The organism is Micromonospora sp. NPDC023869, assembly GCF_055559695.1.
This window is the reverse complement of record NZ_JBVHKD010000002.1, coordinates 585166-604044: the sequence shown is the minus strand read 5'-3', so window position 1 is coordinate 604044 and position 18879 is coordinate 585166. Positions and strand designations below refer to the sequence as shown.

Below are 18879 nucleotides of genomic sequence, written 5' to 3'. Positions count from 1 at the left end.
GCGGAATAGGCGCACCAACTCCGCGCAATAGTGCAGGAGTCGTTCGGCGGCCCCGAGTCCGCCGGACCGGGTCGGTTGGCGGTGTCAGGGCAGGCGGAATTTCGTCCGCTGGCAGGTCAGTGAGGACGCCGAATGTCCTCGACAGCGGGAGCGGATACCCGACACCTTTCTTCGTCGCACCGGTGAGCAGCACCTTCGTGCAGGTTGGCACGATTCGGCCATCCATGGGGGTGACTGCGATGGTGTGTTCGGCCTACTCTGGGTTCGTGCAGCTCGACAGCGTGCCGTTCGCCCTCGCCGGGTGGGGCGTCGGGCTGGCGGTGCTCTACCTGGTGATCCGGCTGGCTGTTCGGCACGCGATGGAGGACGCGGACCGACGCAGGGCGGAAGAGCGGTCACAGACGCGGGGTGACTGATCGCTCACGATGGCGTGATAGGAGGTCTTCCGCCATTCCGCATTATCCGGTCAAAAGTATTCTTCGCCATTGTCCGCTAGATCCGCTACGCCGCCTAAGTAGGGAATGGGTGGTTGGTGTCTTCTTCTCTAGTGGCAACGGCCCTGCCAGCGCTGACCTGCCCGGACGTTGTACGGCACGGGTACGTACGTGCCGTGCCGGACGACAACCGGACCAACATCAGGTCTGTGAACTTTCCACCGACGGACTCGCTGTGGCACCATCGTGGGACCTCCATCGCGTTCCCATCACCCCACTCAGGAGCACAGATGTCTGCTCGACGTTTGGGCCGGCTACTCGGCTCCCTCTTGCTGGTTACCGGCCTGGTTCTCGCGACGAGCACGGTCGCGGAGTTCGATGTCAGGGCGAATGGTCTCGAGTGGAACATGCCGACGCTAGGGTCGCTGATCCCCTGACGGGACTTCCCGCGTCCGGGCACCTCCGGGATCCGCTGAGTTCAGGCCGCTAGGGGAGCCATGACGCCTCGCCCCCGCCCCATCCGACGGCGGACGGAGTACGCCTGGCTGGTCACCGGTCCGTTGGCGCTCGGTGCTGTCGTCTTCTCGCTGATCCTCGGGCTGACGGCGTCCCCCGCCCTGGGGGACTGGCCGATGACGTTGCTGCTCACGGCGGCGATGGTGGCCGCCGCGCTGCCGACCATCAACGTCGTGGTGCGGCGTCAGGCGCTCGCCGCCACGCCGACCGAGATCCCGCTGGTCGTCGCCCTCTATCTGCTGCCACCGCTGTCGGTGGTGCTGGCGTACACGGCCGCCGCCATCGTGGTGCAGATCCGGCGCAAGCTGCTGCCGGCGAAGTTCTGGTTCAACGTCGCGCTCGCGGCGATAGCGACATCGTTGGCGACCGTGGTCTACCACGTGTTGCCGCAGCCGGGTGGCGTCGGCCCGGGTACCTGGGCGGTGCTGACCGCCGCCGTGGGTACGCACACTCTCGTCGCGCTGGCCGCCGTGGTCGCGGTGGTCTCCGTGGTGCAGGGCTGGCAGGCCGGGCGGGAGATGCTGCGGGCGGCGCCGCCGATGCTGCTCGCGGTCACGATCAACCTCGCCATCGGCCTGGTGATCATCATCGCGCTGGAGGGCACACCCTGGGCGGTGTTCCTCTTCGCCGGTCTGGGCATCGCCTTCGCCCTGGTCTACGGCTCGTACGCGCAGTTCTTCCGGCAGCACCGCACGGTCGCCGAGATGTACGAGTTCACCAAGGGGATCACCGAGAGCGGCCCGGACGGGAACCTCATCGACGCCCTGCTGGTCCGGATCCGCAGCCTGATGCAGGCGGAGTCCGCCACCCTCTGGTTGCCGGCCCAGGGCCGCCACCCGGAGGTGCTGCTGACCGCCCAGGAGGGCAAGCCCGGCCTACTGGACTCCACGCACAGCCCGGCCGCGTTGCGGGACGTCGCGGTGGCCCGGCAGGAGACCGTGGCGGTCAGCAGTCGGCTGGGCGGCGACGACCCGGAGCTGCGCGACACCCTGGAGTCGACCTCGGTCAAGGACGTGATCGTGGTGCCGCTGCGCTCCGGCAAGGCGGTCATCGGCACCCTTGAGGTGACCAACCGGCTCGGCGACACCAACTCATTCCGGGCTGCGGACGTGACGGTCTTCGAGACGGTCGCCGCGCACGCGGCGGTCGCGCTGGAGAACTCGCGCCTGGTCGACCGGCTGCGGCACGACGCGTACCACGACGGGCTCACCAAGCTGCCCAACCGTCGCCGGATCCTCGGCGCGCTGACCGAGGCGGTCCGGATCCGGGCGCCCGGCGAGGTGGTGGCGCTGCTGCTCTTCGACGTCGACCGCCTGCGCCAGGTCAACGAGTCCCTCGGGCACGCGGCAGGGGACAAGGTCCTGGTCGAGGTCGCGGACCGGCTGCGTGGATGCGTACCCTCGGCGGCCCTGGTCGGGCGGGCCGGCGGCGACGAGTTCCTGGTGACGCTGCGTCTGGAGAGCGCCGAGGCGGCGGTGGAACTCGCCGGCCAGCTGCGCGAGCAGATCCGGGACGAGATGGTCTTCGACGCCCTCACGCTGGACGTGGACACCGCCGTCGGCGTGGTGGTGCATCCGGATCACGGCAGCGACCCGGCGACGCTGCTGCAACGGGTGGACGTGGCCGCGTCGGCCGCGAAATCGGTCCCGGGCAGCGTGCAGCTCTACACGCCGGCCCTGGAGTCGCGTGCGCTGCACCGGCTGGGTCTCGCCGGTGACCTGCGCAGCGCCCTGGACAACGGCGAGCTGGAGATCTACTACCAGCCGAAGGTGACGCTGCGCGACCGGCGCCTGGTGGGGGTGGAGTGCCTGGCCCGGTGGGAACACCCCACCCACGGCACGGTCGCTCCGCAGGACTTCGTCGCGGTGGCCGAGCACACCGGCCAGCTCGGCCGGCTCACCGAGTTCGTGCTGCGGGAGGGGCTGCGCCATAGCCGCGACTGGGCGCACGGCGGCCAGTCGCTCGCCGTCGCGGTCAACATCTCCGCGCGTACGCTCAACGACCAGCACTTCCCGGAGCGGGTCCGCGAGCTGCTGGCCGAGTACGACGTACCGGCGCAGCTGCTGACCCTGGAGATCGAGGAGGCCGGGGTGCTGGATGGCACCGACCGGCCCATCCCGACCCTGCGCCGCCTGCGGGACCTCGGCGTACGGCTCTCGGTGGACGACTTCGGCACCGGCAGTTCCTCGTTGGCCCACCTGCGCCGCCTGCCGGTGCACGAGGTGAAGGTGGACCACTCCTTCGTCCAGGGCATGGCGACCGATCCCGGCGACCTGGCGATCGTCAACGCCGTGGTGACCCTCTCCCAGCAGTTCGGCCTGACCGTGGTGGCCGAGGGGGTGGAGAGCGAACTGACCCTGGAGCTGCTCCAGGACATCGGCTGCGAGATCGGCCAGGGATTCCTGTTCAGCCGCCCGTTGCCGTACGAGCGGCTGGAGGCATGGTTCGGCGCCCAGGTCGACCCGGAATCGATCACCGACAACGAGCTGCCACGCCTTCGAGTGGTGCCCTGAGCTGGGCGTACGACGTCCCTGGGGATCCGATTTCACCAGCGCGGTGGGGCCGTGTACTCTTACCTCTGCGCGGCCACCGAGTGATCGCGCAGGCCCCCTTAGCTCAGTCGGCAGAGCGTCTCCATGGTAAGGAGAAGGTCTACGGTTCGATTCCGTAAGGGGGCTCAGAGGGTCCGGCTGGGCCCACCACGGCGGTGTAGCTCAGATGGTAGAGCAAGCGGCTCATAATCGCTGTGTCGCCGGTTCAAGTCCGGCCACCGCTACTCTCGTCCGTCCGGAGCATTCCGGCGGTCGGTGGGACGGGCGCCATGGGCGCCCGCTTTGCGTGTCCGCCCTAGTGGTGCGTACGCTGTAGCGCTGTAGTTGTATCCGTTAGCGAGGAAGGCACTCCGCCGTGGCGAAGGCGACCGATGTCCGGCCGAAGATCACTTTGGCGTGTGTGGAGTGCAAGGAGCGCAACTACATCACGCGCAAGAACCGCCGTAACGACCCGGACCGCATCGAGCTGAAGAAGTTCTGCCCCCGGGACGGTCGGCACACCGTTCACCGCGAGACCCGCTGATCCGTCCGGGCCACTCGGCTCGGATCGACGCGTACCACGATCGCCGGTTCGTGCGGCGGCGCGGCCCTCGGGCCGACGTCGACCGCACGGATCGGCGATAGTGCGTTGCGTGTAGGTTCGCGGCATGTCCCTGGACCACTCCTTCGTCGGCCGCAGTTTCCCGCCGACCGCCCCCTACCAGGTGGGCCGCGAGAAGATCCGTGAGTTCGCGACGGCGATCGGGGCCACCGATCCCGCCTACCACGACCCGGAGGCGGCCCAAGCCCTCGGCCATCCCGACGTGGTCGCGCCACCGACCTTCCCCGTGGTGATCACCATGGCCGCCAGCCGCCAGATCGTCGAGGACCCGGCCCTGGGCGTCGACTACAGCCGGGTCGTCCACGGCGACCAGCGCTTCGCGTACACCCGCCCGGTGGTGGCCGGCGACGAGCTGGTCTGCGTCAACTTCGTGGAGGACATCACCAGCCGGGGTGGCCACGAGTTCCTGACCACCCGGACCGAGGTCAGCACGACCGCCGGCGAGCCGGTGGTCACGGTCTGGTCCAAGCTCGTCGTACGCGGGGAGGCCTGACATGGAGCTGACCAACCAGACGTTCCGAGTGACCCGGGCGGACCTGGTCCGCTACGCCGGCGCCTCAGGCGACTTCAATCCGATCCACTGGAACGACCGGTTCGCCACCAAGGTGGGTCTGCCGGGAGTGATCGCGCACGGCATGTTCACCATGGCGCTGGTCGGCCGGGCCGTCACCGCCTGGGCCGGTGGGCCGGACGCGGTGGTCGACTACAACGTCCGGTTCACCCGCCCGGTGGTGGTGCCGGACGACGAGCAGGGCACCGAGATCGTGGTGTCCGCGGTGGTCCGTGAGGTCACCGAGGAGGGCCTGACCAGGCTCGACATCACCGCCACCTGTCAGGGCGAGAAGGTGTTGTCGCAGGCCCGGGCCATCGTGCGGACGGCCGGCTGACCGGCACCGTCCACCACGATCGGCAGACCGGTTGGGAAAGTCGGGTCGGTACCCGTACACTGGTCCGCCGTGGGGCAAGTGACTCCTGCCTGGTCATGTGACCTGGTGGGACGAGCGTTGCCGCACAGGGGTGTAGCTCAATTGGCAGAGCAGCGGTCTCCAAAACCGCAGGCTGCAGGTTCAAGTCCTGTCACCCCTGCGCCTCAGGCCTGACCGTTCCGTGGGTCGCGTCATCAACCGGTGGCGTGCGGCCCGTGGTGGTGGCATCGGCGGAGAGGTTCCGAGGCATCGGGGCCCCTCCGGTTGATCCGCCGGCCGCGGCCCGTCCCGGGACGGTTGGTCCGGCCGGCGTGACCAGCGCCGCGTACGCGCGTACCGCGTGCGACCCCGACATCCCGCGACGGAGGGCGAAGTGGCCGACAACAAGCGGCGCGGCGAGGACGCCGACGACGACCGCCTGAACGACGAGGTGGTCAACGACGGTGACGGTGCCGACGACGACGCCACCGACGCGGACGAGCCGGTATCGCGGGGCGGCACCGCCACCCGTGAGCGGGCCAAGGCGGACTCCGCCGACAGCCGGTCGAAGACGCGGGCCGATGCCGAGAAGGTGGGCCTGTTCGGCCGCGTCGCGCGTTTCATCCGCGAGGTCGTGGCCGAACTGCGTAAGGTCATCTGGCCGACGCGCAAGGAGCTGCTGACCTACACGGCCGTGGTGGTCGCATTCGTCGCGATGATGCTGACGATCGTGGCCGGCCTTGACTACGCCTTCGCTAAGGGCGTGTTGTGGGTCTTCGGCAACCCCAGCTGACCGGCTGACTGTGCCGATAGTGACGGAAGTGAGCAAGCGTGCCTGAGTACGACGAGACCGCCGAGACCCCGGACGAGCAGTCCACGGTGGCGACGGCGGCGAACGACGAGTCGGTCGAGGCCGCCAGCGAGCCGGAGTTCGCGACCACGGAGCCCGCACCCGACGAGGACTACGACCCGGTTGCGGAGCTGCGGCAGAAGCTGCGCTACGCGCCGGGCGACTGGTACGTGGTGCACTCGTACGCCGGCTATGAGAACAAGGTCAAGACCAACCTTGAGACCCGGATCACGTCCCTCGACATGGAGGACTACATCTACCAGGTCGAGGTGCCGACCCGGGAAGAGGTCGAGGTCAAGAACGGCAAGCGGTCCCAGGTCCAGGCGAAGGTCTTCCCGGGTTACATCCTGGTCCGGATGGAGCTGACCGCCGAGTCCTACTCCTGCGTGCGCAACACGCCCGGGGTGACCGGCTTCGTGGGTGCCACGGACCGGGCCGACCGTCCGGCCCCGCTGAGCCTCGACGAGGTGCTGAAGTGGCTGGCGCCGTCCGTCGAGACCGAGCAGAAGAAGGCCAAGCCGGAGATCAAGGTCCTCGACTTCGAGGTCGGCGACTCGGTGACGGTCACCGACGGTGCCTTCGCGTCGCTGCCGGCCACGATCAGTGAGATCAACGCCGACCAGCAGAAGCTCAAGGTGCTGGTGTCGATCTTCGGCCGGGAGACGCCGGTGGAGCTGAACTTCAACCAGGTCGCCAAGATCTGATCGCGTCGAGGCGTCGGCGACGACCCCTTGGGGTCATCGCCGACGCTCGTCGGGGCCCATCTGGTCCGGCTCGCCCCGTCGGGGCAACCTCTGTGAGCGGGCGGATTCCGGCCTGCGCTACCCTAGAACGTCGCCGCCGTCCCACACGCGCTGACCGTGCGCGCCCGACGGCGACGTCGGTGCGAACATTTCCCAGTTCCAAGCCCCAGGAAGAGACATGCCTCCGAAGAAGAAGCTCGTCAAGACGTTCACGCTTCAGCTGCCGGCGGGCCAGGCCACCCCGGCGCCGCCGGTGGGCCCCGCGCTCGGTCAGCACGGCGTGAACATCATGGAGTTCTGCAAGTCCTACAACGCGCAGACCGAGTCGCAGCGGGGCGATGTCGTCCCCGCCGAGATCAGCGTGTACGAGGACCGGTCCTTCACCTTCGTGCTGAAGACCCCGCCCGCCGCCCGGCTGCTGATCAAGGCCGCTGGTGTGGCGAAGGGCTCGGGCGTCCCGCACACCCAGAAGGTCGGCTCGGTGACCCGCGCCCAGCTGCGTGAGATCGCCGAGAAGAAGATGGCCGACCTCAACGCCAACGACCTCGACCAGGCTGAGAAGATCATCGCCGGCACGGCCCGGTCGATGGGCCTGAACGTCACCGACTGATCTCGGTCACCAGCGACCCGTTCGGATCGTGGGAGGGCGCGCGAGCACCGCGGCCCGCCAGAAACCACAGGAGTAGACAGAAATGCAGCGCAGCAAGAGCTACCGCAAGGCCGCCGAGGTCATCGACCGGTCGAAGCTCTACACCCCCGCCGAGGCCGTGAAGCTGGCCAAGGAGACGACCAACGTCAAGTTCGACGCCACGGTCGAGGTCGCCATGCGCCTCGGCGTCGACCCCCGCAAGGCGGACCAGATGGTCCGCGGCACGGTCAACCTGCCGCACGGCACCGGTAAGACCGCCCGCGTGATCGTCTTCGCCGCCGGCGCGAAGGCCGAGGAGGCCGTCGCCGCCGGTGCCGACGAGGTGGGTACCGACGAGCTGGTCGCCCGGATCCAGGGCGGTTGGTTGGACTTCGACGCGGCGATCGCCACGCCGGACCAGATGGCCAAGATCGGCCGGATCGCGCGGATCCTGGGCCCGCGCGGTCTGATGCCGAACCCGAAGACCGGCACGGTGACCATGGACGTCACCAAGGCGGTCGCGGACATCAAGGGCGGCAAGATCACCTTCCGGGTGGACAAGCACTCCAACCTGCACCTGATCATCGGCAAGGCCTCGTTCTCCGAGACCCAGCTGGTGGACAACTACGCGGCGGTCCTGGACGAGGTGCTGCGGGCCAAGCCGTCCGCGGCAAAGGGCAAGTACCTCAAGAAGGTCACCCTCACCACGACCATGGGCCCGGGCGTGCCGATCGACCCGAACCTGGTGAAGAACCTGCAGGAGGGCTCGGCCGACAGCTGAGCACGACGAACGCCTCGAAGGGGCCCCGCCACGACCGTGGCGGGGCCCCTTCGCCGTGACCGAGGTGGCAAGCTCGCCTGATGCGACTGGAGGACGTCTGGCTGCGGTACCGCCGTACCGGTCCCTGGGTGCTTCGATCGGTGACGATCGAGATCGCGCCCGGCGAGGCGGTGGTGGTGCACGGGCGCAACGGCGCCGGCAAGTCGACGCTGCTGCACCTCGTCGCCGGGATCCTGCCGCCGTCCCGGGGACGGGTGCGCGACCGACCGGCCGTGGTGGGCTGGGTACCGGAACGCTTTCCCGCCGACCAGCCGTTCACCGTCGAGGGATACCTCGACGCGGCAGCCCGGGTGCGTGGACTCGCTCGTGACGAGGCGGGCCGGGCGGTGTACCACTGGGTCGAGCGCCTCGGTCTCGGACCTTTCCGGGCCAGCCGGCTGCCCCAGCTCTCGAAGGGCACCGCGCAGAAGGTCGGTCTGGCCCAGGCGCTGCTGTGCCCGCCGGGACTGCTCGTCCTCGACGAGCCCTGGGAGGGACTGGACGCCGCCGCCCGCGAACTGGTCCCCGAGGTAGTGGGCGAGGTGCTGGCCGAGGGCGGTGCGGTACTGGTCAGCGACCACCGCGGTGAGACGGCCCGACTGCCCGGTGCCCGGCAGTGGACCGTCGACGGTCAGACGGTGACCGAGGGGCCGTGGGCCGGTGCGGAGGCCACCGTCGTGGTGGAGGTGGCGGTCCCGGCTGCCGGCGTCGCCGACGCCGTGCGCCGGCTGCGCGCCGACGGTCACCGCGTCCTCCGGGTACGCGGACACGACGCGTCGGCGGACGTCACCGAGTCTGTGGCCGGGGCGGCCTCCGAGGTGGCGCCATGATCGCGCTGGTCCGGTTCCGGCTCGCGGGCTTCCTGCGTACCGGACGGGCGCTGGCACCGGTCCTGGCCGGCCTGCTCGTGTTGGGCATCCTCTACGGCGGCGGCCGGGCCGAGCCGGCCGAGGCATACGGCGTGTCGGCGGTGGTCCTCTTCCCGGTCCTGGCCTGGCAGACCAAGATCCTGCTGGACGTGGAGCCGGACGCTCAGCGTCGGCTGGCCGTGGTCGCACTCGGGCCGACGCGGGAGTGGGCGGCCGGACTGCTTGCCGCAGCGACCGCAGGTCTGGGTCTGATCGCGGTCGCGCTGGTGATCCCGTGGCTGCTCGGCGGGATGGCCGTGCCGACCGGACCGGATGACCGGTCGATCGTCGCCGGCCTGGCACTCGGCCTCTGGGCGCACCTGATCGCCCTGCCGGCCGCCGTGGCGCTCGGTGCCCTCGCCGGTCGGGCGGTCACACGCAGCGCCGGGTACGGCGTCGCGGTACTCGTCCTCGGTGTGGTCCTCGCCCTGGTGTTCGGCCGCGTCGACCCGGCGCTCCGGTGGCTGGCCCCGCCGTTGCTGACCACGGCGCGGGCACTGGCCGGGTCCCTGTCGTGGGAGACCGGGGTGCTGGTGACCGCCTGGGCGCTCGGTTGGGCGGCCATGCTTCTGGCCGGTTGTCGGCGGGCCCGCCATCGACGTGCCTGACGTTCACCGTCGGTGGTGACCGAGCGCACTCCGGGGCGATTTGGCGGCTACCGGGAGTAGGGCGTAACCTAGGCCGCGAAGTTCCACCCAGAGACCGCTGGTCACCGTGCTCCGGCACGGTCGAAGGTCCGCGAAGACGGGCGACCCGCGTAGGGCGGCAAGCGAAAACTGGCAGAGTCCCCGTGGTCCGCCGACTGCGATGATCTCCGTCGACCTCGCCCCGTGCGCCCTGCGCCGGGGCTTTTCTGTTGCCGCGATGCCTCCGTCTCCGTCACAGGCGCCTGTCTGCGACGGTGACCAGCCTCGAGTAACGAGAGAGGAGGGACATGGCGGACAAGCCGATCCGGGCCGACAAGGCCTCGGCCGTTGCTGAGCTGACGGAGAACTTCCGCAGCGCGGGTGCCACCGTGCTGACCGAGTACCGCGGTCTGACGGTTTCCCAGCTCACCCAGCTGCGGCGCTCGCTCGGCAAGGAGACCACCTACACCGTCGCCAAGAACACGCTGGCCAAGCGTGCTGCGGCAGACGCGGGTATCTCCGGCCTCGACGAGCTGTTCACCGGTCCTACCGCGCTGACTTTCGTTTCGGGCGACGTCGTCGAGGCGGCGAAGGGGCTTCGCGACTTCGCGAAGTCCAACCCGAAGCTCGTCATCAAGGGCGGCGTCTTCGAGGGCAAGGCCATTTCCGCGGCCGAGGTCACGAAGCTCGCCGACCTGGAGTCCCGTGAGGTGCTGCTGGCCAAGCTGGCCGGCGCGATGAAGGGCAACCTGAGCAAGGCCGCGGCCCTGTTCCAGGCCCCGCTGTCGAAGACCGCCCGTCTGGCGGCCGCCCTGCAGGACAAGAAGCGTGAGCAGGAGGGCGCTGAGGCGGCCTGAGGCCGCGCGGCGCACCCACGTTCTTAGTTAACCATTCAGAAAGGACGCCAGATATGGCGAAGCTCAGCACCGAAGAGCTGCTCGACGCGTTCAAGGAGATGACGCTGATCGAGCTCTCCGAGTTCGTGAAGCAGTTCGAGGAGACCTTCGAGGTCACCGCCGCCGCCCCGGTCGCGGTGGCTGCGGGCCCGGCCCAGGGTGGCGCTGCCGCCGAGGCCGAGCCGGAGAAGGACGAGTTCGACGTCATCCTCGACGCCGACGGTGGCAAGAAGATCCAGGTCATCAAGGTCGTGCGTGAGCTGACCGGCCTGGGCCTCAAGGAGGCCAAGGACCTGGTCGAGGCCGCGCCGAAGGCGATCCTCGAGAAGGTCAACAAGGAGGCCGCCGACAAGGCCAAGGCCAAGCTGGAGGGCGAGGGCGCCAAGGTCACCCTCAAGTGACCTGAGCCTCACCCGGGCGTCCCGGCTCACGTGAGCCGGGGCACACCCACATCGCGGCGGGCGACGATCCGGATCCCGGATCGGCGCCCGCTGTGTGGTTTAACTGCCCGGAACCGGTCATGAGCAGGGCGTGCGCATCACGGCGGGCGCGGGCCCGAACGGCAGTGGTTTCGCCCGTGGGTGGGAAAGACCGTCGGATGGCGGCACCGGGCCTTGACGCGACCATGGACTCCCAGGCACGCTGACATCAGCAAGACCTTCCGCGCTTGCGACGGCCACCGGCTGGGTATGAAGCGGCAGCACCACCGCCGCAGACATCTGGGCGGCCCGGCAGGGACGTTGCGTTCCGAGCGGCCCGGTGTGACCCGTTTCCAGGGTCCCGAGGCTCGTTCCGCAACTTCCTGCGGGGTGGGCTGGACAGCGGTTAGCCTCTCGGCTACACTGCTAGTTTGCGCTGCCTTCCGACTTGACCCCTGCTCGGAAATGTCCGTTTGTGGATATTTTCTGGTGGGGTCATTGGAGTGCACGCGTACCAGCCGTTCTGCAGCACCGGTCCTCGGAAGGACGCATCTTGGCAGCTTCCCGCCCTGCGAAGACCAGTCGTACGTCGAGCGCATTCGCTCCCCGCCGAGTTTCCTTCGGTCGGATCACCGAACACCTCGAGGTCCCCAACCTCCTTGCCATTCAGAACGAGTCCTTCGACTGGCTCGTCGGCAACGAGGGTTGGCAGGGCCGGTCGGCGGACGACCCGCACGCACGCTCGGGTCTCGCGGAAATTCTCGACGAGATCAGTCCCATTGAGGACTTTTCTGGCACCATGTCGCTTTCCTTCTCGGCACCGCGCTTCGACGAGGTCAAGGCCTCGATCGAGGAGTGCAAGGAGAAGGACCTGACCTACTGCGCGCCGCTCTTCGTGACCGCGGAGTTCACCAACAACACCACCGGCGAGATCAAGAGCCAGACGGTGTTCATGGGTGACTTCCCGATGATGACGCCGAAGGGCACCTTCATCATCAACGGCACCGAGCGCGTCGTGGTCAGCCAGCTCGTCCGCTCGCCGGGCGTCTACTTCGACAAGCAGCCGGACAAGACCTCCGACCGCGACCTCTCCAGCGTCAAGGTCATCCCCAGCCGGGGTGCCTGGCTGGAGTTCGACATCGACAAGCGCGACACGGTCGGCGTACGTATCGACCGTAAGCGTCGGCAGGCCGTCACGGTCCTGCTCAAGGCCGTCGGATGGTCGGCCGAGCGGATCCGCGAGAAGTTCGGCTGGTCCGAGCTGATGATGACCACGCTCGAGAAGGACCACATCGCCGGCCAGGACGAGGCGCTACTCGACATCTACCGGAAGTTGCGCCCTGGCGAGCCGCCGACCCGCGAGAACGCCCAGACCCTGCTCGACAACCTCTTCTTCAACCCGAAGCGGTACGACGTCGCCAAGGTCGGTCGGTACAAGTTCAACAAGAAGCTCGAAGTGAGTGTGCCGATCACCACCGGCACGCTGACCGAGGACGACATCGTCGCCACCGTGGAGTACCTCTGCCGGCTGCACGCCGGTGAGGAGGGCTACGAGGCCGACGACATCGACCACTTCGGCAACCGGCGCCTGCGTACCGTGGGCGAGCTGATCCAGAACCAGGTTCGGGTCGGTCTGTCCCGGATGGAGCGGGTCGTCCGCGAGCGGATGACGACTCAGGACGTCGAGGCGATCACGCCGCAGACCCTGATCAACATCCGTCCCGTGGTCGCCGCGATCCGGGAGTTCTTCGGCACCTCGCAGCTGTCCCAGTTCATGGACCAGACCAACCCGCTGGCGGGCCTGACCCACCGGCGCCGGCTGAGCGCGCTCGGTCCGGGTGGTCTGTCCCGGGAGCGGGCCGGCTTCGAGGTCCGCGACGTGCACCCGTCCCACTACGGCCGGATGTGCCCGATCGAGACGCCGGAAGGCCCGAACATCGGTCTGATCGGCGCGCTGTCCACCTTCGCCCGGGTCAACCCGTTCGGCTTCATCGAGACGCCGTACCGGAAGGTCGTCGACGGTCGGGTCACCGACCAGATCGACTACCTGACCGCGGACGAGGAGGACCGGTTCGTCAAGGCGCAGGCCAACGCGCCGCTGCGGGCCGACGGCACGTTCGCCGAGGACCGCGTCCTGGTCCGCCGTAAGGGCGGCGAGACCGAGGACGTCGCGCCGGGCGCGGTGGACTACATGGACGTGTCGCCGCGGCAGATGACCTCGGTCGCGACCGCGATGATCCCGTTCCTGGAGCACGACGACGCGAACCGGGCCCTGATGGGCGCCAACATGCAGCGTCAGGCGGTCCCGCTGGTCAAGGCGGAGTCGCCGCTGGTCGGCACCGGCATGGAGTACCGTGCCGCGGTCGACGCCGGTGACGTGGTGGTGGCCGAGGTCGGTGGCGTGGTCGAGGACCTGTGCGCCGACTACATCACCGTCCACCAGGACGATGGCCACCGCCGGACGTACCTCCTGCACAAGTTCCGCCGCTCCAACGCCGGCTCCTGCGTCAACCAGAAGCCGGTCGTCTTCGAGGGTGACCGGGTCGAGGCCGGCCAGGTCGTCGCCGACGGGCCGTGCACCGACGAGGGCGAGATGGCGCTCGGGCGCAACCTGCTCGTGGCGTTCATGTGCTGGGAGGGCCACAACTACGAGGACGCGATCATCCTGTCGCAGCGCCTCGTGCAGCAGGACGTGCTCACCTCGATCCACATCGAGGAGCACGAGGTCGACGCGCGGGACACCAAGCTCGGCCCGGAGGAGATCACCCGCGACATCCCGAACGTCAGCGAGGAGATGCTCGCCGACCTCGACGAGCGCGGGATCATCCGGATCGGTGCCGAGGTCGTCCCCGGCGACATCCTGGTCGGCAAGGTCACCCCGAAGGGCGAGACCGAGCTGACTCCGGAGGAGCGGCTGCTCCGCGCGATCTTCGGTGAGAAGGCGCGTGAGGTCCGGGACACCTCGCTGAAGGTGCCGCACGGTGAGACCGGCACGGTCATCGGCGTGCGTACCTTCTCCCGCGAGGACGGCGACGAGTTGCCGCCGGGCGTCAACGAGCTGGTCCGGGTCTACGTCGCCCAGAAGCGGAAGATCCAGGACGGCGACAAGCTCGCCGGCCGGCACGGCAACAAGGGCGTCATCTCCAAGATCCTGCCGGTCGAGGACATGCCGTTCCTGGAGGACGGCACCCCGGTCGACATCGTGCTCAACCCGCTGGGTGTGCCGAGCCGGATGAACATCGGCCAGGTACTCGAGACCCACCTGGGCTGGGTGGCCAAGACCGGGTGGAAGGTCGACGGCGACGACGCGGAGTGGAAGCGTCAGCTCCAGGGGATCGGCGCGGACGAGTCCGAGCCGGACACCAACGTGGCCACGCCGGTCTTCGACGGTGCCCGCGAGGAGGAGATCTCCGGTCTGCTCGCGTCGACCCTGCCCAACCGGGACGGCAAGCAGCTGATCGGCGCCAGCGGCAAGGCGCAGCTGTTCGACGGTCGCTCCGGCGAGCCGCTGCCGGACCCGATCGCGGTCGGCTACATCTACATCCTGAAGCTCAACCACCTGGTCGACGACAAGATCCACGCACGGTCGACCGGTCCGTACTCGATGATCACGCAGCAGCCGCTGGGTGGTAAGGCGCAGTTCGGTGGCCAGCGCTTCGGTGAGATGGAGTGCTGGGCGATGCAGGCCTACGGTGCCGCGTACGCCCTGCAGGAGCTGCTGACGATCAAGTCCGACGACGTCCTGGGCCGGGTCAAGGTCTACGAGGCGATCGTCAAGGGCGAGAACATCCCCGAGCCGGGCATCCCCGAGTCGTTCAAGGTGCTGCTCAAGGAGCTGCAGTCGCTGTGCCTCAATGTCGAGGTGCTCTCCAGCGACGGTGTGGCCCTGGAGATGCGCGAGACCGACGACGAGGTCTTCCGGGCCGCGGAGGAACTGGGTATCGACCTTTCCCGGCGCGAGCCGAGCTCGGTCGAGGAAGTGTGACGTTGGGGTGCGGTGGTGGGGCGACTCCCTCGGGAGTCACCCCGCCCCGGACCCAGGCCCGGTCAGCTGCTAGCGCAACAAGCGACGTGTGAGGGAATTGAACGTGCTCGACGTCAACTTTTTCGATGAGTTGCGAATTGGGCTGGCGACCGCCGACGACATCCGTCAGTGGTCGCACGGCGAGGTCAAGAAGCCCGAGACGATCAACTACCGCACCCTCAAGCCGGAGAAGGACGGGCTCTTCTGCGAGAAGATCTTCGGTCCACAGCGGGACTGGGAGTGCTACTGCGGTAAGTACAAGCGGGTCCGGTTCAAGGGCATCATCTGTGAGCGCTGCGGCGTCGAGGTGACCCGCTCGAAGGTCCGCCGTGAGCGGATGGGCCACATCGAGCTCGCCGCACCGGTGACCCACATCTGGTACTTCAAGGGCGTGCCGAGCCGGCTGGGTTACCTGCTGGACCTCGCCCCGAAGGACCTCGAAAAGATCATCTACTTCGCCTCGTACGTCGTGACGAGCGTTGACGCCGAGGCGCGTCACCGTGACCTCTCGACCATCGAGAACGAGATCCTGGCCGAGAAGCGGCAGTCGGAGAACAGCCGCGACTCGGAGATCGAGAAGCGGGCCGCCAAGCTCGAGGCCGACCTGGCCGAGCTGGAGGCCGAGGGCGCGAAGGCGGACGTCCGGCGCAAGGTCAAGGAGGGCGGAGAGCGCGAGATGCGCCAGATCCGCGACCGGGCCCAGCGCGAGATCGACCGCCTGGACGAGGTGCTGGACACCTTCCGCAAGCTCGACTCGAAGCAGCTGGTCACCGACGAGCTGCTCTACCGCGAGCTGCGCGACCGGTTCGGCGAGTACTTCACCGGGGGCATGGGCGCCGAGGCGATCAAGGCCCTGGTGCAGAACATGGACCTCGAGGCCGAGGCGGAGAACCTGCGGGAGACCATCCGCACCGGTAAGGGACAGCGGAAGATCCGGGCGCTCAAGCGGCTCAAGGTCGTCGCGGCGTTCCAGAACACCCGCAACTCGCCGCTCGGCATGGTGTTGGACTGCGTGCCGGTCATCCCGCCGGACCTGCGCCCGATGGTGCAGCTCGACGGTGGCCGCTTCGCGACCAGCGACCTGAACGACCTCTACCGCCGCGTCATCAACCGGAACAACCGGCTCAAGCGGCTGATCGACCTCGGCGCGCCCGAGATCATCGTCAACAACGAGAAGCGGATGCTGCAGGAGGCCGTCGACGCGCTGTTCGACAACGGCCGCCGTGGCCGGCCGGTCACCGGCCCGGGTAACCGTCCGCTGAAGTCGCTGTCCGACATGCTCAAGGGCAAGCAGGGCCGGTTCCGCCAGAACCTGCTGGGCAAGCGCGTCGACTACTCCGGCCGTTCGGTCATCGTGGTCGGCCCGAAGCTCAAGCTGCACCAGTGCGGTCTGCCCAAGCAGATGGCGCTGGAGCTGTTCAAGCCCTTCGTGATGAAGCGGCTGGTCGACCTCAACCACGCGCAGAACATCAAGTCCGCCAAGCGGATGGTGGAGCGGCAGCGGCCGGTCGTGTGGGACGTGCTGGAAGAGGTCATCGGCGAGCACCCGGTGCTGCTCAACCGGGCGCCGACCCTGCACCGACTCGGCATCCAGGCCTTCGAGCCGCAGCTGGTCGAGGGCAAGGCCATCCAGATCCACCCGCTGGTCTGCACCGCGTTCAACGCCGACTTCGACGGTGACCAGATGGCGGTGCACGTGCCGCTGTCCGCCGAGGCGCAGGCCGAGGCGCGGATCCTGATGCTGTCGTCGAACAACATCCTCAAGCCGGCCGACGGCAAGCCGGTCACCATGCCCACCCAGGACATGGTCATCGGGCTCTACCACCTGACCCACCTCACCACCGGTGAGCGCGGGGAGGGCCGGTCGTTCAGCTCGGACGCCGAGGCGCGGATGGCGTACGACAACGGCGAGCTGCACCTGCAGGCGCCGGTCAAGATCCGGCTGCGGGACGTCGTCGAGGTCGACAACGGCGCTGGTGGGCAGCCGTGGACCGCGCCCGAGGGCTGGGTCCCCGGTGAGCCGCTGACCGTGGAGACCACGCTCGGCCGGGTGCTGTTCAACGAGACCCTGCCGCAGGGCTACCGGTTCGTGAACTACGAGATCCGCAAGGGTCAGCTCTCCGCGATCGTCAACGACCTCGCCGAGCGGTTCCCGAAGGTGGCCCTGGCGGCCACCCTGGACGGGCTCAAGGAGGCCGGTTTCCACTGGGCCACCTGGTCCGGCGTGACCATCGGCATGGAGGACGTCATCGCTCCGCCGCGCAAGCGGGAGATCCTGGAGCGGTACGAGAAGGAAGCCGACCGGATCGACAAGCAGTACCAGCGTGGTCTGATGACCGCCGAGGAGCGTCGCGGCGAGCTCATCGAGATCTGGACCAAGGCGACCAACGAGGTCGCCAAGGAGATGGACACCGCGCTGCCGCAGGAGAACCCGCTGTGGAAGATGATCAACTCGGGTGCTCGCGGTAACCTGCTCCAGCTCCGGCAGATCGCGGCGATCCGTGGTCTGGTGGCCAACCCGAAGGGCGAGATCATCCCGCGGCCGATCAAGGCCAGCTACCGGGAGGGTCTGTCCGTGCTGGAGTACTTCATCTCCACGCACGGTGCCCGTAAGGGTCTCGCGGACACCGCCCTGCGTACCGCCGACTCGGGTTACCTGACCCGGCGTCTGGTGGACGTCTCGCAGGACGTCATCATCCGCGAGGAGGACTGCGGCACCGACCGGGCCATCCCGATGCAGGTCGGTCAGCACCTCGACGGCCGGCTGGTGGTGCACGAGCACGCCGAGACCAGCGTGCACGCCCGTACCCTCGCCGACGACATCAAGGGGCCGGACGGCACCGTCGTCGCCGAGCGAGGCGCGGACATCAACTCGATCTTGGTCGACAAGATCGTCGCCGCCGGGGTCGACGGTGTCCGGGTCCGCAGCGTGCTCACCTGCGAGTCGAAGCTGGGCGTCTGCGGTGCGTGCTACGGCCGCTCGCTGCCGACCGGCAAGATCGTGGACGTCGGCGAGGCGGTCGGCATCATCGCCGCCCAGTCGATCGGTGAGCCGGGTACGCAGCTGACGATGCGTACCTTCCACACCGGTGGTGTCGCGGGTGAGGACATCACCCAGGGTCTGCCGCGTGTCCAGGAGATCTTCGAGGCCCGGATCCCGAAGGGCAAGGCGCCGATCGCCGACACCCCCGGCCGGATCCGGATCGAGGACGGCGAGCGGTCGCGCAAGATCGTCGTGATCCCGGACGACGGCAGCGACGAGATCGTGTACGACAAGATCTCGAAGCGGGTCCGGCTGCGGGCGCACGACGGCGACCACGTCGAGGTCGGCGAGAAGCTCACCGAGGGCACCATCGACCCGCACGAGCTGCTGCGCATCCTCGGCCCGCGCGCGGTCCAGGTCCACCTGACCCAGGAGGTCCAGGAGGTCTACCGCTCGCAGGGTGTGCTCATCCACGACAAGCACATCGAGATCATCATTCGCCAGATGCTCAAGCGGGTGACGGTCATCGACTCCGGCTCGACCGAGTTCCTGCCGGGTGTGCTGGTCGACCGGGCGCTGTTCGAGTCGGAGAACCGCCGGCTCGTCGGCGAGGGCGGCGAGCCCGCAGCCGGTCGTCCGGTGCTGATGGGTATCACCAAGGCCTCGCTGGCCACGGACTCCTGGCTCTCGGCGGCCTCCTTCCAGGAGACCACCCGGGTGCTGACCGACGCGGCGATCCACGCCCGCAGCGACTCGCTGATCGGTCTCAAGGAGAACGTGATCATCGGTAAGCTCATCCCGGCCGGTACCGGCATCAGCAAGTACCGCAACGTCCGGGTCGAGCCGACCGAGGAGGCGAAGGCCAAGGTCTACTCGATGACCGGCTACCCGGAGACCGACTACGGTTTCGGGCCGGCCAGTGGCCAGGCGGTTCCGCTGGACGACTTCGACTTCGGGTCGTACCGCTAGGACCG

The 18879-nt window shown here is 68.5% G+C and carries 15 protein-coding genes and 3 tRNA genes; all 18 read left to right on the top strand.

What is annotated here, in order from left to right; all coding sequences use genetic code 11:
* Positions 1-266 precede the first annotated feature (266 nt).
* The 18 genes from ACZ31C_RS08495 (at position 267) to ACZ31C_RS08410 (ending at position 18874) form a co-directional block, all read left to right on the top strand.
* Complete coding sequence (locus ACZ31C_RS08495) at positions 267-416, top strand: hypothetical protein (protein WP_465794699.1); 150 nt, start codon at positions 267-269, stop codon at positions 414-416.
* 515 nt (positions 417-931) lie between these two features.
* The gene (locus ACZ31C_RS08490) at positions 932-3463 is read left to right on the top strand and encodes a putative bifunctional diguanylate cyclase/phosphodiesterase (protein ID WP_465794698.1); all 2532 of its coding nucleotides are present in this window, start codon (positions 932-934) and stop codon (positions 3461-3463) included.
* 92 nt (positions 3464-3555) lie between these two features.
* A tRNA-Thr gene (locus ACZ31C_RS08485) sits at positions 3556-3628 on the top strand.
* A gap of 25 nt (positions 3629-3653) precedes the next feature.
* Positions 3654-3726, top strand: a tRNA-Met gene (locus ACZ31C_RS08480).
* Positions 3727-3857: 131 nt separating this feature from the next.
* Positions 3858-4025 carry a 50S ribosomal protein L33 gene (rpmG, locus tag ACZ31C_RS08475; RefSeq protein WP_007073056.1) on the top strand — a complete coding sequence of 56 codons (168 nt, stop codon included), beginning with the start codon at positions 3858-3860 and terminating at the stop codon, positions 4023-4025.
* Positions 4026-4149: 124 nt separating this feature from the next.
* On the top strand, positions 4150-4596 hold the full coding sequence (locus tag ACZ31C_RS08470) for an FAS1-like dehydratase domain-containing protein (protein ID WP_465794697.1): 447 nt from the start codon (positions 4150-4152) through the stop codon (positions 4594-4596).
* 1 nt (position 4597) lies between these two features.
* Positions 4598-4990 carry a MaoC family dehydratase gene (locus ACZ31C_RS08465; RefSeq protein WP_396741712.1) on the top strand — a complete coding sequence of 131 codons (393 nt, stop codon included), beginning with the start codon at positions 4598-4600 and terminating at the stop codon, positions 4988-4990.
* Positions 4991-5116: 126 nt separating this feature from the next.
* Positions 5117-5189 (top strand) — tRNA-Trp (locus tag ACZ31C_RS08460).
* Positions 5190-5402: 213 nt separating this feature from the next.
* Complete coding sequence (secE, locus tag ACZ31C_RS08455; protein WP_350692899.1) at positions 5403-5801, top strand: preprotein translocase subunit SecE; 399 nt, start codon at positions 5403-5405, stop codon at positions 5799-5801.
* A 38-nt stretch (positions 5802-5839) separates the two neighbouring features.
* Positions 5840-6562, top strand: a complete 723-nt coding sequence (gene nusG, locus ACZ31C_RS08450) for a transcription termination/antitermination protein NusG (RefSeq protein WP_131052801.1) — start codon at positions 5840-5842, stop codon at positions 6560-6562.
* Positions 6563-6779: 217 nt separating this feature from the next.
* Positions 6780-7211, top strand: coding sequence for a 50S ribosomal protein L11 (rplK, locus tag ACZ31C_RS08445; protein ID WP_131052802.1), 432 nt, complete (start codon positions 6780-6782; stop codon positions 7209-7211).
* 82 nt (positions 7212-7293) lie between these two features.
* Positions 7294-8010, top strand: a complete 717-nt coding sequence (gene rplA, locus ACZ31C_RS08440) for a 50S ribosomal protein L1 (RefSeq protein ID WP_465794696.1) — start codon at positions 7294-7296, stop codon at positions 8008-8010.
* 80 nt (positions 8011-8090) lie between these two features.
* Positions 8091-8879, top strand: coding sequence for an ABC transporter ATP-binding protein (locus tag ACZ31C_RS08435; RefSeq protein ID WP_465794695.1), 789 nt, complete (start codon positions 8091-8093; stop codon positions 8877-8879).
* Positions 8876-9565 carry a hypothetical protein gene (locus tag ACZ31C_RS08430; protein WP_465794694.1) on the top strand — a complete coding sequence of 230 codons (690 nt, stop codon included), beginning with the start codon at positions 8876-8878 and terminating at the stop codon, positions 9563-9565. Before ACZ31C_RS08435 ends, ACZ31C_RS08430 begins: the two co-directional genes overlap by 4 nt.
* 326 nt (positions 9566-9891) lie before the next feature.
* Positions 9892-10440, top strand: coding sequence for a 50S ribosomal protein L10 (gene rplJ, locus ACZ31C_RS08425; protein ID WP_131054310.1), 549 nt, complete (start codon positions 9892-9894; stop codon positions 10438-10440).
* Positions 10441-10493: 53 nt separating this feature from the next.
* Positions 10494-10880, top strand: a complete 387-nt coding sequence (gene rplL, locus ACZ31C_RS08420; RefSeq protein WP_449943060.1) for a 50S ribosomal protein L7/L12 — start codon at positions 10494-10496, stop codon at positions 10878-10880.
* A gap of 571 nt (positions 10881-11451) precedes the next feature.
* A complete protein-coding gene (rpoB, locus tag ACZ31C_RS08415; protein ID WP_350692891.1) occupies positions 11452-14883 on the top strand; it encodes a DNA-directed RNA polymerase subunit beta in 3432 nt (1143 codons plus the stop codon).
* 103 nt (positions 14884-14986) lie between these two features.
* Positions 14987-18874, top strand: coding sequence for a DNA-directed RNA polymerase subunit beta' (locus ACZ31C_RS08410; RefSeq protein ID WP_465795013.1), 3888 nt, complete (start codon positions 14987-14989; stop codon positions 18872-18874).
* The last annotated feature ends 5 nt before the right edge of the window (positions 18875-18879 follow it).

Excerpts from the sequence above, each read along its gene's own strand:
- ACZ31C_RS08490 (WP_465794698.1), top strand. The coding sequence starts at position 932 with ATGACGCCTCGCCCCCGCCCCATCCGACGGCGGACGGAGTACGCCTGG.
- ACZ31C_RS08470 (WP_465794697.1), top strand. The coding sequence starts at position 4,150 with ATGTCCCTGGACCACTCCTTCGTCGGCCGCAGTTTCCCGCCGACCGCC.
- ACZ31C_RS08465 (WP_396741712.1), top strand. The coding sequence starts at position 4,598 with ATGGAGCTGACCAACCAGACGTTCCGAGTGACCCGGGCGGACCTGGTC.
- rplK (WP_131052802.1), top strand. The coding sequence starts at position 6,780 with ATGCCTCCGAAGAAGAAGCTCGTCAAGACGTTCACGCTTCAGCTGCCG.
- rplA (WP_465794696.1), top strand. The coding sequence starts at position 7,294 with ATGCAGCGCAGCAAGAGCTACCGCAAGGCCGCCGAGGTCATCGACCGG.
- ACZ31C_RS08435 (WP_465794695.1), top strand. The coding sequence starts at position 8,091 with ATGCGACTGGAGGACGTCTGGCTGCGGTACCGCCGTACCGGTCCCTGG.
- ACZ31C_RS08430 (WP_465794694.1), top strand. The coding sequence starts at position 8,876 with ATGATCGCGCTGGTCCGGTTCCGGCTCGCGGGCTTCCTGCGTACCGGA.
- rplJ (WP_131054310.1), top strand. The coding sequence starts at position 9,892 with ATGGCGGACAAGCCGATCCGGGCCGACAAGGCCTCGGCCGTTGCTGAG.
- rplL (WP_449943060.1), top strand. The coding sequence starts at position 10,494 with ATGGCGAAGCTCAGCACCGAAGAGCTGCTCGACGCGTTCAAGGAGATG.